The sequence below is a fragment of the Streptomyces sp. NPDC058464 genome (assembly GCF_042721035.1).
Lineage (GTDB): Bacteria > Actinomycetota > Actinomycetes > Streptomycetales > Streptomycetaceae > Streptomyces.
Map to the genome: position 1 here is coordinate 313,555 of NZ_JBHXMA010000001.1, position 13,992 is coordinate 327,546.

Here is a 13,992-nt window from a genome sequence, read left to right on the forward strand (position 1 = left end):
CTTGCACACCTTGGGGGTATGGGCCGACCCCGGCCCCGGCTCACTGTTAACGAGTGCCCCGCGCGCCGAATTACGGCCTCTCGTTCACTCGTTCGGGTGGGCGCACGCTACGTGCTGCCAGCGTCCACCCCTACCCCGGGCCGACCGCCAATGGGGGTACACCGCGGAGCCCTGGGCAGATCGGCGCCAGCGGGAACCTGAATCCCGCGGATCCGACGTCTCTGCCGTTCGTATTCAGTTGTCGCGCGCCCTGACGGTCACCACTGGATATATCCAGTGTGAGGTGTGCCCCCTAGCGTCGGTCATCACGTCATGATCGACAGGGGTTTCGATGCCGGAGGCACGTCACCGGCGTATCGCCGCGGACCTCTACCGCCGCATCCAGGCCGGCGAGTGGGCCCCCGGCCAGGCGCTCCCCTCCCGGCGCCGGATGGCCGTCGAGTACGGCGAGCACGAGCAGACCCTGCGCCTCGCCTACGTGGCGCTGCGGACCGCGGGGATTCTGTACGGCGAGCCACGCAAGGCCGTGTATGTGGCGCATCCTCCTGCTATGCGCACCCTCACGGACGCCGACGCCGACTGGCCCTTCTCCAGCGAGACCACCGACACCAGCCCGCGCCCAGCCACGGAAGAACTGGCGCAGCGCCTCGACGTCCGTGCTGGTGCACTGCTTCACCACGAGACCATGGAGTGCCTGGATCCAGGCGGCCGGTCGGCGATGGTGGTTTCGGCGTGGTGGCGCGGTCAGCGCCGGCCGCACGCTTCGTACAGCGCAGAGGTGGGGTGCGTGGCGTTGACGGCGGAGCAGGCGCATGCCCTGGGTCTGTTGGTGGATGCGCTCGCATTCCGTGTCGTCCGCACTCGCTTCGACCATGACGGTCGCCCCCTGGAGACTGCTGATCTGATCTTGCCGATGGATCGGTGGCTGATCCGGCTCACGCCTGGGCAGGCATAAGCCGATGTCAGCGGCATAGTCCGCGCAATGCCTGAACGTTAGTCAAGCGGTAAACCGGCGGTAAGGGAAGGGTGGCTACCGCATATATCTGTACAGCCTGTGTACACCCCGCGTGAATCCGTAACCGCCCGCCGATGCTGTGGCCAGAGGTCTTCAACCCATCTTCTGGGCCGCCTGGTTGGCTATCGCCATGTACGCCCGCCACAGCACGCCGGCCGCCTCACACGAGAGCCCGGGATTCCGGCAGTCGTCGCACGCGATGGCGTGCTCCGTGTAGGCGGCGTAGGCCTCCTGGACCGGACTGAGCCGGGAACCAGCAGCCGCTAACGGCAGCCGCGGGGGTTGGGCGTCGTCCGTTGCTTCTCTACGCTCGTCCACGTCGACGGTCCGTTCGTCGGCTGCCCTGGGGTCGCCGGTCCGCGGCCTCGGGGCGCTTTGCTGTCTCGTGGGTTGCAGGCTAGCCCGACTTGTATCGCCCTGTCTCGCAACGTCTCGATACGTAGCCCAAGATGCTGACCTGTATTGACGTGTCTAGCTTCGGATCATGGCGACTGATCCTGACGCGGAGATCGATCACGAAGGGCCCGTGACCCCGTACCGACAGCTGGCGGAGATCCTGAAGGCCCGGATCGCCCGCGGCGACTGGGCGGACGGCCGGCCGATCGCGTCAGAGAACAGGCTGGTGCAGGAGTACGGGCTGGCCCGGTCGACGGTGCGCCGCGCGGTCGCGCTCCTGGCCGAAGAGGGCGTCGTGTGGACCGTGCAGGGCCGCGGCACCTACGTCGGGCAGCCGCCCGCCAGTTCGAGCTAGTCGATCAGTTCTCGCATGAGTCTCTGACAGTGCCCGCCGATAGACTGGCGGCATGTCCCCCACTCCCCCGGATCGCGCCCCGCTGCGCTCTGCCGACGTGGTGAACGAGGACATCCGTGCCCTGTGGTCGGATCCGCGGGTACGCCTGTCGGAGGCCGGGCGGGAGGCGTTGGAGCGGCTGTACGCGGAGTGGGCGGCCGCGGTGCGTGCGCAGGTCGTTGAGGCGGCGTGAGGCTCTGGCGGCCGCTAAGCTGGTCCGTGCTGACGTTGTCTTTGCCGGTCCGCAGCGTGCCCCCGGGGTGGTTCCCGGGGGCTTTCTCATGCCGTCCGAGCCGGAGGCGTCTAGCTGGGGATCTTCTCCGGCCAGACCCAGTTGAGGACGCTGACGATCCTGCGAGCGTCCAGGAGCCGGTCAATGTCTGGGTGGTCCGGGTGGAAGCGCATGCTGTCGAGGTTGGCGTCGATCTCGTCGACGGTGTCGATGCGGTAGACCGTGCCGTACACGCCATCCAGGACGAGGTGTTCGCCGATGGTTCGGATGAGACCAGCCTGCATGGGGGCTCCTCGGTTGGCTGTTGTCACCTTGTCTGACGGCAAACCGAGCATTCCGTCCGGGTCCCGCCGTCGGACGGCCCGCTACTCCTCCTCCGGCCACTCCGCCAACGTCTCGCCCGTCTCCTCGTCGACGAGGGCGATACGGGCCCCGGGCCGACCCCACACGCCGATCCACTCGCGGTGCTTGTCCCGGGCGGTCGCCTCGTCACCCCACCAGCCGTGCTGCGCGGGCTGGCCGTCGAGGGTGAGGAGCAGGTGGAAGCGGCCGACCTCTGGGTTGCTGTTCACGGCCACCATCATAGAATCGAACGCATGTCCGACCTGAATCCTGCCGAGCGCCTCGCCAAACTGCGAGCCGTCGAAGCATGGCTCGACTGGCAACTACGGGAGACCCGGCACCGGATCGAGCAGGTCGAGCAGCAGATACAGACGACAGGCGGCTATGTCACCGAGCAGGAACGCAAGGCCGGACAACCCGTCGGCGTCACCATCCACACCGCCGACTGCACCCGCATCGGCGAAGCCATCGCCATCCTCACCGAAGCAGAAGCCCGGTTCGCCCTCGCCAAAGACGGCGGATTCATGCACCCCTGCGTCCACTGCCACCCCGAGAAAGAACTGAAGCCCGACTGGAACAGCGAGGGCGGCGGCACCGCCACCGAGTAGCCGGGTACGGGCAGCCGTAGCTACAGCCCGATGTCCTCGGACGCGGCGTCGGTCCACTTGTCGGCTTCGCGGATGTAGCCCCAGAAGGCTGGGCTGTTGTCGGCGTGCCCGGACTGGGCGCGGATCTTCTCCTCGCGCTTCCCAGCGCGGCGGCTGGTGGTGATGAACCCGGCCCGCATGCTGTGGCCGGTCAGGCGGACGGCGATGCCTGCGCGTTCGGCGTTGCGGGCGATGATCTCGCGGACGGCTTCCGGGGAGAGGGCGCGGTCGCCGAGGCGGCCGTGGACGGTGATGGGTAGGAAGGCGGGCCCGGCGGTGATGCCTGCGGCGGCGCGCCAGGTGAGCCAGGCGCGGACGGGGCAGGTGTCGGGGTTCCGTCCGTAGCCGACGACGACGTCCCGGGGCGGGCGGCCCTTGACGGCGGGGACGTGGACTTCGAGGCCCTGGCTGACGTGGACGATGGTGTCGGCACGGAGGGCGGCGACTTCGGCGGAGCGGCCAGCGATGCCGAAGGCCATGAGCCAGAGTGCGCGGTCGCGGAGTCCTGTGAGTCCGTTGGCGACGGCGACGTTCATCTGGCGGAGCTGCTCGGGTGTGACGGCGGCGGCCTTGCCGCGGCCGCGGGCCATGCGCTCGGGGTCGTTCTTCAGCGGCTTGAGGGCCTGCCGGGCGGCGACGGTGGCGGCCTTGGGGACTTCGACGCCGTGTTCGTTCCGTGCGGTGACGGTGACGCCGGTGATCCTGCGGTCGATGCTGTTGGGCGCGGCGAGCTTGATGGTGTCGAGCCAGACGACGAACCCGACGAGCGTGCCCTTGGTGACGGCCGTGGACGGCAGCCGCTGCCCGGTGCGTTCGGCGAGCCAGTCGTGGAACTCTTCCCAGAGTGCCCAGTCGTTGGCGTATCCGCGCTTCGTGTTCTCGGGGCGGATCGCGTTGAGGTGCTTCTCGGCCGCCTCTTCCATCGCGGCCAAGACGGCGAGCGTCGCAGCGTCGTAGACGGCGGGGGTGGCGTCCGGCTGACGCGGGACGAGGTCGGTCACGGGGTCTCCATGTCAGATCGAGGCTTGCGGCAGTCGCAAATGCAGCCGAACTGGCGGCAGGTCCGGTCGGCGAGCCAGACGAACACGAGGGACCCCTCATAGCCGATGCGCCTCCCCAGGGCGTCGGCGATCTCTGTCTCACGGAAGGCTTCGCCGGTTCGCCACCAGCCGGTGCGGCTGTTGCAGTCATCGTGTTGGCCGTCGCGGCAGTGCCAGCACATCTCGGGCTCGCACCCGCACGACCAGTCGGTCTCGTTGCGGTAGGCGGGCGGCAGTACGTTCTCGCGTATCCACTGCGCTACGGCCCCCGGCAATGCCGGAGGCCGCACAGTCGGCTCATGCAAGGGTCAGCCCCTCCTCCGAGAGGACGTGCCCGGAGAAGCGCACGTCCGTGTAGTCGCTGAGCAGGTCCGAGCCGTTGTGGTTGTAGGCGTCCATGATGGAGCGCAGTTCGGCGGCGAGGGCCTTGAGTGCCGGGGTGGCGAACTTGCCGGTGTCGCCGAGGTCGTCGGTGCGCTCCTCCCACCAGTTGGCGGGTACGTTGCGGACCTTGATGTCGATGACACGGTGGGATCCGGCGTAGCGGCGGGCGGTCACGCCGAACTTGACCTCGGCAGGGGCATCGGCCAGCGGGTCCACGACGGCCAAGGAGCCGGGTGCGGCCGCCTTCTTGGCGACCTTGCGGGCGAGCTTGATGTCCTCGCGGATGAGCTTGGCGATGTCGCTGACGTCAAGTCGGCCGCTGTGGTCGTACTTGGCACCGTAGGTGCGGCTGTCGACGTAGCCGCTCTCGCTGATCTTTACGCCTTCGGCGGCGGCCTTGGAGATGACTCGCTGGAGCATGCGGCGGCCGGCGTCACGCTCGGCTTCCCCAGTGCGGGGGTGCGCGATGAGGGCGTTAAGGAGTTGGATCTTCTTCTGCACCTTCGATGCCCTGACGTCCATTGCCTCTCCCCTGTTCACCGCTTGTTTCTGTACCTACAGAATGCGCCTCGCGATGGCGCCTTGTCAAGCGGTCATGCGAGGTGGATGCTAGTTTCTGTACCTACAGACCCGAGGGGGAGAGATGGCCAGGCCAGCAACCGGTGAGACGAAGCTGCGGAACGTCCGCGTACCAGACGAGCTCTGGAGCGCCGCCATGGCAGAGGCGAAGGCGGAGGGTCGGACGTTGACTGACGTCATCGTGAGCGACCTGCATCGGTACGTGAACCGACGGCGACGCGAACGAGGTGCGCTCGACGGTGATTCACGGCGCGCCGAAGAGTCGGACAATCACCCCAAATAACGCCCGCGATATGGCATGTTATCGAGAGTCGACCACGGTCAACCGGCAGCGCCTGAGGGAACGTTATGCGCTACCTCTGGCTGATCGTGAGGTGGATCGACCGCTCGTCAATCAGCCCACCAGCGGTAGTGATCTGGCAGACCAGCGTGTACGCGCCGTCGACGTCCCCGCCCGACACCCGCTGCGTCACGATGCCGTCACCAACGACAGCCGACCCGACAGCCGTGAGCCCATCAGGCACCGTGACCGTCGCAGTGCTGATCGAGTCGTCCACGTCGGCAAGCCACAGCCCCCAGTCCCACGTGTACTCCAAGAGCGCGGACGGGTCCTTGATGAAGCTGTCGGCCATGGCCTACCTCACTGTCAGGGTGCGGTTCTCGGCAACCACAGTCAGCAGCCGAACCTCGGCGGGAATCCGGTACGTGCGCTCCGGGCTCGGCACGACACTGGAGGGGGCGGTCAGCGGCCGCGCCGTATCGAGCTCCAGGGCCGGCGTCAGGGTCGCGGTCTTGGAGCCCACCAGCGGCATCGCCGTCTCCACGACACCAGCGATCCCCAGCGCGGCCGACTTCGCCCCAGCGAGAGCCTGCGCGGTGCCCTGCTCGCCAGCCGGCACGAGCACGCCGGCCTTCGCTCCGCTGAGCGACTGCGCGGACTCGGCGGTGCCGGCCGTGCCGAGCGTCGCTGACTTGCCGCCCACAAGGGTCTGCGCCGTCTCCACTGCTGCGGCCGGCGCGAGCGCCGCGGTCTTCGCGCCGGCCAAGGCCTGCGCTGTACCTGCTTCGCCGGCCACCCCGAGCGTCGCCGCCTTGGCGCCGGCGAGCTGCTGCGCACTGCCGGCTTCCGACGCGATCCCGAGCGTTGCGCCGAAGGTTACGTCCCCGGCGGAGAAGTCGTCGTAGCGGACCGCGCTCGCTGAGTCGGAGCGGACACCCACGGCGGTGCCTGTCGTGACAGCCGTATTGGTGACCGAGACGCGGGAGACGCCGTTGACGTAGCCCGTGATCGTCGACCCGACGGCCTGGATCTTCGCGACGTCGCCCGGGACCGCCGCCGCCGAGTAGGTGCCGATGTTGGTGAAGCTGCCGCCGACGACGCTGAAGAGATCCCAGGTCGAGCCATTGTTCCGCCACAGGTAGCCCTGGCTGATGTTTGAGTTGCCGCGGCACCAGACGCCCTGGCTCGCTGTGGTGGTGGCCGTGATGGTGATCTGCGCGAAGTTGTCGTTCGACACCATCGCCGTGGCGGCACGCAGGATGATCGTCCCGCCCGCAGCGCCCGGGCTGAGCTGCTGGGAGGAGATCGACCAGTCGCCGGACACCTCAACCCAGTTGGCGCCCAGGTCGGTGCTGTCTGCGCGGTTGAAGTCGTCGCTGAAGCTCGTCACGGTGGGCTCCTCCCGTTACGCGGTGGAGCTCGCCCGGAAGAAGTCGGCAATGCTCAGGGTGAAGTTGTTGCCGTCTGGGGACCAGGTCAGGTCGTGCTTGGTCAGCGGGATGATCGCCGAGTCGCTCGGGGTCGTCGTGTCGGGGATGTAGCCGATGACGAGCGCGCCGATCGCGTTGCCGGTCGGGGCGGTCCAGACGACGTCTGCTGCGTCGAGCGCGACCCGGTCGTTGGTGTCGTCGACGGTCACGGTCACGGACGCGAGCGTCTTCCGGGTGACCGTGGTCTGCTCGTTCGTCGTACCTGCGACCACCGCAGCGAAGTCGTGCTTGTCGCGGAGGACGGCGTCGGTCTCCAGGCCGCTGGACTCCAGGGCGATCAGGACGAGGGAGTCGTTTGCTGCGGGTAGGCCGGCGTAGTAGGCCAGCTTCCCCAGCGCGATGTTGAAGACGATGTTGGCCATCAGAGCCTCCTGTACGTAGCGGTCATGGTGAGCGCGGCGATGCCGAGCAGGCTGCGGTTCTGCGGATCTGAAGTGGGGCTCGGGTCGGCCGCCCCGTCCTTGCGGCAGACAAGTGCGTCCGGGTCGTAGCTGGGGGCTTGGAGGCTGTAGCCGTCCGGGCAGGCTGGGCCCGGATCACCCTTGTCGCCCTTCTCGCCCTGCGGGCCCTGCTCACCCTGAGGACCCGCCGGCCCTGGCTCGCCCTGGACGCCCGTAGCCCCGGGAGCTCCAGGCTGCCCGGATGCACCCGGCGCCGGCGTGATGGTCGGTGCCGGCTTCCCTGATGCACCCGTCGCCCCGGTGTCGCCCTTCGGGCCAGGCGGTCCCGGGATGGGGACGGGAACCTCGGCGCGGTCTGGGAGGTTGCTGACAGCCTTGGTCGGGTCCGGTGCGACGGGGGTCTTCCCCTCCGCCTTGACCTGCTGGCGGAGCGCCCGCACGTCCCCGGCGAGGGTGGATACGGCCTGCCCGCGGAGGTCGGCTTCGTGGGCGAGTTGGTCGTTGAGGCGGCTACGGTCAACGAGCAGCCAGGACACGCCGACCGCGCCGCCGAGGAACAGCAGCAGGGCGATCGTCCACAGGAGGGTGCGGCGCCGGTAGCAGGCGTGCTGGCCGCGGGTCATACCGGAATCCCGTGCTGGGAAAGCAGCAGCTTGAGACGGTTGATCTCCAGCTCTTTCGCTGCGAGTTCGATGCGCACCGCGCGCAACTCCTCACGCAGCTCCTTGCGCTCCTCTTGGAGCTCGTTGGTGAGGCTGCTGAAGCCCGTCACTGCACTGCCCTCCCGGGCTGCCCTGTTCGCGCCTCGGGTGCCGTACATGGCTGCCAGCCCGGCCACGGGAGCGCCGACGAGTGCGGCTATCGCCGTGACCATGGCCGCGTCCATGCAGGCTCCAGGTCGCGCGAGGTGGGCAGGATCAGACGCCCGAGGCGTGGGTTCCGGACCGCACCAGCGTGTCCTGGGCCTTCCCGGACACTCCGGTCGGCTTCCACAGTCCGAAGTGTGCGAGGACGCCGGTCCCGAAGCTGACGAGCGCGAGGATCGCGGCGGTGCCGACGCTGTAGCCGGCGTCGTGCGGGCCGGCGTACTCGGTGACGAAGCCGGTCGCGGTGCTGAGCGCGAGGAGCAGTACCGCCTTGAGTCCGGCGTTGGTGACTCTGGTGGTGACCAGGCCGACGAGCACGGGCAGCACGACGGAGGTGAGCAGCCCGAGCCAGTAGGCGGCGGGGAGATTGACGTTCATCGGAGTCTCGTTTCTCGGGGATGGGTCAGACGTTGGGGACGTGGAGCTTGTCCCAGGAGGCCTTGCCGGGGATGCCGTCGGCACCGCTGCCCGCGTAGCCGAGGTGGCGCTGCCATGCGGCGTAGGAGCGGACATCGCCCGGCCCCCACACGTCGGCGTTGCTGCTGGACGCGTACTTGTTGCAGCCCTCAGCGACGAGCCGCTTGTGCATCGCCGCGATGATCGGCGAGCGGCGGCCAGTGGTGAAGAAGCTGCTGCCAGGGAACAGCTCGTAAGACGGCTTGGGCTTGGTCGGCTGCGTGGCGCCGACGAGCGCGATGAGCCGAGCGAACGGCAGGCTGCCCGGGTCGCCGTGGTCGTTTTCCGGCACGTGCTGGTGCCCGCAGATCCCCTTGAACTCGTTCCACTGGGCGAAGCTCATGCGGGCCGGGCTGGCTCCGTAGGAGGCCGGGGTGATGCCGGGGCGACGGGTGTCCGGGCCGTAGGTGAGCCACATCGACGGGCCGGTCAGCGGGACGTTGTGGTTCTTGTGGAGCCAGGCCAGGAAGTCTGCGAGCTGCTGGAGTGCCCAGTCGGGTGGGTTGCCCCAGTAGATGTAGTCCTTGCCAGCGATGCGGCTGCCCCAGTTGGTGCGCTTGGTGTAGTCGCAGGTGCCGTCGAGTTCGACCTGGGTGACGTTCAGGGTGTTGGTCTGGACGCCACCTGCGAGGTTGCGGAGGGCGCGGCTGGAGCGGTCGATGTCGAAGTGCTGGTACCACTTCAGCTTCTTCGCTGCCATGTTGGCGACGGCCGTCAGGTTGGGGGCCATCGAGCCGTTGTCGTAGTTGGGGAGGCCGATGCCTTCGGTGGTGTGGAGGACGAGAACGTTGACCTCCATGAGGTCGCCACCCCACTCCGCCTGCCACCAGTGAGTGGTGTCGGCGCCGGGGTAGAGCTGCGGGCCGCTGCCGGTCATGGTCAGGCTCCCGTCACGTTGTTGTCGTGCGCCCACTCGCTCATCAGCTGCGCGACCTGAACCAGTCGAGGATCGAGGTCAGGAGCCGGAGAAGGAGCGGGCGGCGAAGGAGGGGAAGGCACCGGGGTCGGCGTCGGCTGTGGGGCGGGGACCGGGTTGGTTTCGCCCGTCAGTGCGGCGAACTGGCCGCCGAGCGCGTAGAACGTGGCGACGCCGGTGAAGTACTGGCCTGCCTTGTTGAGTCCGTCCTCGTCGAGCGGCACCCAGACCTCGTCGGCGTACTTCGTGAAGAACCGCCAGGTCATCTTCGTTTCGGCGCCCCAGGTGACGAGGCCGATGCCTTCCTTGTCGTAGGCGCCGCCGAGGATGCAGTGACCGCCCTCGTTCTTCGCGCCGCGGACGACGTCCCAGATCTGGCCCGCGTTGAACTGGCGCATCGCGGAGTCGGGGAACTGGATGCCGATGGAGACGGATCCGAACAGGCTGATGGCGAGTCGGACGTGGTCGAGGTTGCTGGGGTCGATCGATGCATAGGCGATGATCTTGTGGCCGCCGACGCCGGTCTTCCGCCAGTACTTCATGGCGTCCTGGACGTAGGTGCCGTTGTCGGTCGAGTTCTCCCCGGGCGTGCCCGCGTTGGGATCGAAGCCGGTGACGTCGCTGTAGCCCTTGAGGATGTCGGCGTCGGTCGGCTGGGCTTCGTCGCCGGTGGCGTAGTAGGTGAGCTGGTTGATCTCGTGGCCGATCTCGGCCCAGACGCAGTCGCCCCAGTCGGCGTTGCCGTACATGGGCCAGACGATCCGGTCGTCCTGCCAGTCGCATGTCTCGGGCGGGGCGGGGAGGTTGGCGTCGTCGAGGACGGGTGAGAGCCGCAGCTGTGGGCGTGCGGGTTGGGCCGGGGCTTTGCCGAGCGGCCACGCGGGTTGGTTGGGCATGCGGGTCCTCCCACAAGCTAGGTTCCTTCAGATCGTAGCTTGGGATACCAGTTGAACCTATGAATCGAAGGCTATAGTTCACTTTGACTCTTCGCTCAGAGGGGTCAGCGGCGGGAGCGTGCACCGTGCGGGTCGCGCTCCCGCCCGCACCAGGACCCGCACCCACCCGCACGAACCCGCACAGGAGTCGCAGCTATGCACCGTTTCTCGGTCAACTACCGCGAACGCGACGGCGAACGTCCCGGCACCCTCCTGAATCGCGGCTACTTCATCTCTGGCTTGCCGCGCCTCATCCCCCTGTGCCGCCTGTTCGGGCATCGAGCCGTCGTCGACGGCTACAACTCCAGGCACAGCAGCGACCGCGCCCGCTGGGTGTGCTGCGACCGGTGCGGCGTCCGCCCTGATCCGCAAGGCCAACTCGACCCGGACTGCTGGGACCTCGGCGACCGGTACGACGGTCCCCTCGACGGAGTCCGCCCCCCGTACCCGTCGAAGGACGAGATCGAGCAGCGCGCCGAACAGGGCCTACCGCTCTACGACCGCGAACCGGTTCCTGGCCCGTGGCCCGCCAAGTCGACCGGCGAAGTTGGCTGGCAGCTCATCATCGGGAAGTCGTTCCCCGGCTGGGACGCCGAACTGAAGATCGGTAACGCGGGCAGTGAGCACACCCTCGCCGCGCACCTCCGCCTCTACCCCTTCGGCGCGATCTACCTGCACACCGAACGGTTCGGTACCTGGCTACAGCGGCGCTTCAACCCGACCGGCTACCAGTCACGCGTCATCTCGCTGGGCATCCAGCACGGCGGCATCGACTGGAAGTTGTGGGCCAAGCGCGACGAGTGGTCGAAGGCCGACCCGTGGTGGATGCGGGGCACGATCAAACTCGACCCGCGCGACCGCCTCTTCGGCCGCTCCCGGTACGAGTACGAGGACGTCGGCAACCCGGTCACGGTGACGGTCCGGATGCCGCACGGCGACGACCACGAAGTCCGGTTGAAGTTGCAGCGACGCACTGACGGACGGAACCGGCGGCGGTTCGATGCGTGGACGGTCGACTGGTCAACCCGGCCCGGCATCCCGACGAAGCTGCACGGCGGCGAGGTGTTGGGGTCGGGGGTCGACGTGAGCGCCCGATCCGTGGAAGGGCGCACGTGGCCCGCTGAGGCGGCTGCGGCGATCGCGTCCCAGATGACCGCCGACCGGACCAAGTACGGGTACGGCCTGCCTGCGGTCGATGACGACGAACTCGACGTGGAGGTGGACTGACGTGGCCCGTTTGCAGATCCTCGAACTCCCCAGCGGCATCAACGACGAACGCCCACCGTTCCTCCTCGTCATCGACGAATACGAGCCCATGCGCTACGTCCAAGGCTTCGGCGAGGAAACACGGATCGTGGACGAGTTCGAGAAGACCGCCGAACTCACCGGCGCCCGCGCGGTCCTCTCGTTCCGGGAGACCGTCACCATCCCCGCGAACGAGCCGCCGCCCATGACCGTCCTCTCGACCGAGGGCGACGAGCCGGAGCTGGCGGGGGCCGCCGAGATCGTGTACGCGCACGAACGGACCCGCCTCGACCTGTGCAGCGCGCTGCTCGTGTCCGGGGACACAACGTGGCGCAGGCTCATCGAGATAGTCGGCGAACGACAGCGGGAACTCGCGGGCCTCTACCGGAAGCTCGACACAGCGATCACCGTTAATGGGTCGCTCACCAAGCAGGACGTCGCGGACGTCATCCGGCATGAACTCGACCGCGCCGCGCGCATGGGGCAGCGAGGCATGCGATGACCGACCTGCACGGCTGGATCACCCAGCAGGTCGACACGGCTGAGCAGCGAGCCGACCGGTGGCACGACATCGAGTGCAAGATCCGCGCCACCACCCGGGATACCGACGACGCGGCCGTCATGTTCGTCGTCGCGTGCGGATGCAACGGCCCAGCCACCACGCGCAGGCGCTACGCAGGCGACCGGAAGATCCTCGCCGAACATAGCACCATCGGCGACGGCAGCATCTACTGCGTCGGCTGCAACGTCGACTACGAAGAAGGCGCGTTCACCCCCAACATCAACGACTGCCCCACCCTCCACGCACTCGCCGAGGGCTATGGGCTGACGGCGGAAATCCTCGCCGGACTCGACCGGCCACAACCACCGACGGTGAAGCGGCGCGGCCCCATGCCGGACACCAGCCGCGTCCCCGCCGCGCTCCGAGGACCGAACTGGGGAGGACGACCGTGACCGAGCCCACCCCGCTCGACCGCGAGCAACTCCAACCCATCGCCGTCAGCCTCGGCCAGCGCGCGACAGCAGGCAACCAGAGCTCGCCGCCGTCATTCACCGACTGTCCTACCTGCGGCGCGCGCCCAGCAGCACTCGACATCAGCATCAGCGACGACACCATCGTCATCAGATTCCTCCGCTGCGGCCACGTCGTCACCGCCGACCGCGCCGAGTTCTACGAGCTGTGTCGCGCCGCCTTCCAGCCGCCCGACAAGGAGGGGCCGTGACCCAGCAGAGCATCGCCCCACTCCACCCCGCGTACACCATCCCCCCAGCCCTACGCGGCCCCGACTGGCAGGACCCATTCGCCGGGCTCCCCGTCCTCGATGTGTTTTCGTGGGCCGCTGACGACGCAGGGTGCGGCTACTACCGGGCTCGGCTCCCCATGCAAGGCATTGCCGCACTCGGACACGCCACCCGCGCAGGCACCCGCCTACCCCAGCCCGTCCGCCACAACCGAGGCACGGTCGTCGTCGGACAACGGGTCTGCGACCCGAACCCCAGCATGATGTGGCAACTCCTCGCCTCCGAAGGCCGGAAGCTGATCTACGAGATCGATGACGACCTGTTCAACATCGACCACCGCAGCCCGGCCGCCCACCAGTACTACGCGCGCCCCGACGTCCGCGACAACATCATCCGCAACATCCAGGTCGCAGCAGCCGTCACCGTCACCACCGAGCCGCTCGCCGACCTCGTCCGCCAGTACAACCCGAACGTCCACGTCATCCCCAACGCCGTCCCCGACTGGCTCCTCGACCACCAGCCCCCACAGCTGGCTGACGGCACCATCACCATCGGATGGGGCGGCAGCGCCACCCACCACATGGACTGGGACCACACCGGGCAGCACATCCGCCGGTTCCTCCAACGGAACCCGCAGACGGAGTTGCACTGCATCGGCAACGACTACGGCGCCCTCCTGCGCGCGCCGCGGCGCCGGTTCACGCCGTGGCAGCAGAGCGTCGAGGACTACTACCGCGTCGTCGACTACACGATCGGCGTGGCACCGCTCCTACCGCACGTCTTCAACCTCGCGAAGAGCCCGGTGAAGGCCACCGAATGCGCGGCCCTCGGCATACCCGTCGTCGCCTCCGCCGTCCGGCCCTACGAGGACTTCGTGCAGCACGGCGTCACCGGCTACCTCGTCCACCGCGACCACGAGTGGGCCCAGCATCTCCGCGCCCTCACCAACGAGCCGGCCATGCGCGCAGAGATGGGCGCGGCCGCCCGCGAGCACGCCCGCCAGTACACGATCAGCCGGCTCGCCCCGGCCTGGGAGAAAGCGATCCTCGGATGATCTGCCGCCAGTGCGCCGACGCCGCCGACCAGGGCCTCCCGCCCGAAGCCCACTGCTCGAACCCCGGCTGCTCCTGCG

The 13,992-nt window shown here is 68.3% G+C and carries 23 protein-coding genes; 9 read left to right on the forward strand and 14 right to left on the reverse strand.

The window, feature by feature from the left end; genetic code table 11:
• Window positions 1–331: 331 nt before the first annotated feature.
• Entirely contained in the window at window positions 332–955 is a 624-nt protein-coding gene (locus ACFWPQ_RS01485) for a GntR family transcriptional regulator (RefSeq protein WP_384028749.1), read from the forward strand.
• Between the two features lie 153 nt (window positions 956–1,108).
• On the opposite strand, the gene ACFWPQ_RS01490 is transcribed toward ACFWPQ_RS01485, so the two are convergent.
• The gene (locus ACFWPQ_RS01490) at window positions 1,109–1,333 is read right to left on the reverse strand and encodes a hypothetical protein (RefSeq protein ID WP_384028751.1); all 225 of its coding nucleotides are present in this window, start codon (window positions 1,331–1,333) and stop codon (window positions 1,109–1,111) included.
• A 166-nt stretch (window positions 1,334–1,499) separates the two neighbouring features.
• Here ACFWPQ_RS01490 and ACFWPQ_RS01495 point away from each other — a divergent pair, with 166 nt between their 5' ends.
• Both ACFWPQ_RS01495 and ACFWPQ_RS01500 read left to right on the forward strand, forming a co-directional pair.
• Complete coding sequence (locus tag ACFWPQ_RS01495; RefSeq protein WP_384028753.1) at window positions 1,500–1,766, forward strand: GntR family transcriptional regulator; 267 nt, start codon at window positions 1,500–1,502, stop codon at window positions 1,764–1,766.
• A gap of 52 nt (window positions 1,767–1,818) precedes the next feature.
• Window positions 1,819–1,998 carry a hypothetical protein gene (locus ACFWPQ_RS01500; RefSeq protein ID WP_384028755.1) on the forward strand — a complete coding sequence of 60 codons (180 nt, stop codon included), beginning with the start codon at window positions 1,819–1,821 and terminating at the stop codon, window positions 1,996–1,998.
• Window positions 1,999–2,108: 110 nt separating this feature from the next.
• On the opposite strand, the gene ACFWPQ_RS01505 is transcribed toward ACFWPQ_RS01500, so the two are convergent.
• A complete protein-coding gene (locus tag ACFWPQ_RS01505; RefSeq protein ID WP_384028757.1) occupies window positions 2,109–2,321 on the reverse strand; it encodes a hypothetical protein in 213 nt (70 codons plus the stop codon).
• Window positions 2,322–2,402: 81 nt separating this feature from the next.
• A complete protein-coding gene (locus ACFWPQ_RS01510) occupies window positions 2,403–2,609 on the reverse strand; it encodes a hypothetical protein (protein ID WP_384028758.1) in 207 nt (68 codons plus the stop codon).
• A 24-nt stretch (window positions 2,610–2,633) separates the two neighbouring features.
• Here ACFWPQ_RS01510 and ACFWPQ_RS01515 point away from each other — a divergent pair, with 24 nt between their 5' ends.
• Window positions 2,634–2,987, forward strand: coding sequence for a DUF6233 domain-containing protein (locus ACFWPQ_RS01515; protein WP_384028760.1), 354 nt, complete (start codon window positions 2,634–2,636; stop codon window positions 2,985–2,987).
• Between the two features lie 20 nt (window positions 2,988–3,007).
• On the opposite strand, the gene ACFWPQ_RS01520 is transcribed toward ACFWPQ_RS01515, so the two are convergent.
• The 11 genes from ACFWPQ_RS01520 to ACFWPQ_RS01570 all read right to left on the reverse strand — a co-directional run bounded on the left by ACFWPQ_RS01520 (window position 3,008) and on the right by ACFWPQ_RS01570 (window position 10,334).
• Window positions 3,008–4,027: a tyrosine-type recombinase/integrase gene (locus tag ACFWPQ_RS01520; protein WP_384028762.1), complete on the reverse strand. Its 1,020-nt coding sequence runs from the start codon at window positions 4,025–4,027 to the stop codon at window positions 3,008–3,010.
• A complete protein-coding gene (locus tag ACFWPQ_RS01525) occupies window positions 4,024–4,371 on the reverse strand; it encodes a DUF6248 family natural product biosynthesis protein (protein WP_384028764.1) in 348 nt (115 codons plus the stop codon). Before ACFWPQ_RS01525 ends, ACFWPQ_RS01520 begins: the two co-directional genes overlap by 4 nt.
• Window positions 4,364–4,972: a hypothetical protein gene (locus ACFWPQ_RS01530; RefSeq protein WP_384028766.1), complete on the reverse strand. Its 609-nt coding sequence runs from the start codon at window positions 4,970–4,972 to the stop codon at window positions 4,364–4,366. The genes ACFWPQ_RS01525 and ACFWPQ_RS01530 overlap by 8 nt, the downstream gene beginning before the upstream one ends.
• Window positions 4,973–5,382: 410 nt before the next feature.
• Window positions 5,383–5,661 (reverse strand): hypothetical protein, encoded by a 279-nt coding sequence (locus ACFWPQ_RS01535; RefSeq protein WP_384028768.1) that lies wholly within the window; start codon window positions 5,659–5,661, stop codon window positions 5,383–5,385.
• A 3-nt stretch (window positions 5,662–5,664) separates the two neighbouring features.
• Window positions 5,665–6,699 carry a hypothetical protein gene (locus ACFWPQ_RS01540; RefSeq protein WP_384028770.1) on the reverse strand — a complete coding sequence of 345 codons (1,035 nt, stop codon included), beginning with the start codon at window positions 6,697–6,699 and terminating at the stop codon, window positions 5,665–5,667.
• Window positions 6,700–6,714: 15 nt separating this feature from the next.
• Window positions 6,715–7,161, reverse strand: a complete 447-nt coding sequence (locus ACFWPQ_RS01545; RefSeq protein ID WP_384028772.1) for a hypothetical protein — start codon at window positions 7,159–7,161, stop codon at window positions 6,715–6,717.
• Complete coding sequence (locus ACFWPQ_RS01550) at window positions 7,161–7,823, reverse strand: collagen-like protein (protein WP_384028774.1); 663 nt, start codon at window positions 7,821–7,823, stop codon at window positions 7,161–7,163. Before ACFWPQ_RS01550 ends, ACFWPQ_RS01545 begins: the two co-directional genes overlap by 1 nt.
• Complete coding sequence (locus tag ACFWPQ_RS01555) at window positions 7,820–8,086, reverse strand: hypothetical protein (RefSeq protein ID WP_384028776.1); 267 nt, start codon at window positions 8,084–8,086, stop codon at window positions 7,820–7,822. Before ACFWPQ_RS01555 ends, ACFWPQ_RS01550 begins: the two co-directional genes overlap by 4 nt.
• A gap of 31 nt (window positions 8,087–8,117) precedes the next feature.
• Window positions 8,118–8,444 (reverse strand): hypothetical protein, encoded by a 327-nt coding sequence (locus ACFWPQ_RS01560; RefSeq protein ID WP_384028778.1) that lies wholly within the window; start codon window positions 8,442–8,444, stop codon window positions 8,118–8,120.
• Between the two features lie 25 nt (window positions 8,445–8,469).
• Window positions 8,470–9,399, reverse strand: coding sequence for a peptidoglycan-binding protein (locus ACFWPQ_RS01565; RefSeq protein WP_384028780.1), 930 nt, complete (start codon window positions 9,397–9,399; stop codon window positions 8,470–8,472).
• Window positions 9,400–9,401: 2 nt separating this feature from the next.
• Window positions 9,402–10,334 carry a hypothetical protein gene (locus ACFWPQ_RS01570; protein ID WP_384028782.1) on the reverse strand — a complete coding sequence of 311 codons (933 nt, stop codon included), beginning with the start codon at window positions 10,332–10,334 and terminating at the stop codon, window positions 9,402–9,404.
• Between the two features lie 195 nt (window positions 10,335–10,529).
• On the opposite strand from ACFWPQ_RS01570, the gene ACFWPQ_RS01575 reads away from it, so the two are divergent.
• The 5 genes from ACFWPQ_RS01575 to ACFWPQ_RS01595 all read left to right on the forward strand — a co-directional run bounded on the left by ACFWPQ_RS01575 (window position 10,530) and on the right by ACFWPQ_RS01595 (window position 13,914).
• Window positions 10,530–11,600 carry a hypothetical protein gene (locus ACFWPQ_RS01575; RefSeq protein ID WP_384028784.1) on the forward strand — a complete coding sequence of 357 codons (1,071 nt, stop codon included), beginning with the start codon at window positions 10,530–10,532 and terminating at the stop codon, window positions 11,598–11,600.
• 1 nt (window position 11,601) lies between these two features.
• Complete coding sequence (locus tag ACFWPQ_RS01580; protein WP_384028786.1) at window positions 11,602–12,120, forward strand: hypothetical protein; 519 nt, start codon at window positions 11,602–11,604, stop codon at window positions 12,118–12,120.
• A complete protein-coding gene (locus ACFWPQ_RS01585) occupies window positions 12,117–12,572 on the forward strand; it encodes a hypothetical protein (RefSeq protein WP_384028788.1) in 456 nt (151 codons plus the stop codon). Before ACFWPQ_RS01580 ends, ACFWPQ_RS01585 begins: the two co-directional genes overlap by 4 nt.
• Window positions 12,569–12,841, forward strand: a complete 273-nt coding sequence (locus ACFWPQ_RS01590; protein ID WP_384028789.1) for a hypothetical protein — start codon at window positions 12,569–12,571, stop codon at window positions 12,839–12,841. The genes ACFWPQ_RS01585 and ACFWPQ_RS01590 overlap by 4 nt, the downstream gene beginning before the upstream one ends.
• Before the next feature lie 278 nt (window positions 12,842–13,119).
• Window positions 13,120–13,914 carry a glycosyltransferase family 4 protein gene (locus ACFWPQ_RS01595; RefSeq protein WP_384028791.1) on the forward strand — a complete coding sequence of 265 codons (795 nt, stop codon included), beginning with the start codon at window positions 13,120–13,122 and terminating at the stop codon, window positions 13,912–13,914.
• Window positions 13,915–13,992 lie beyond the last annotated feature (78 nt).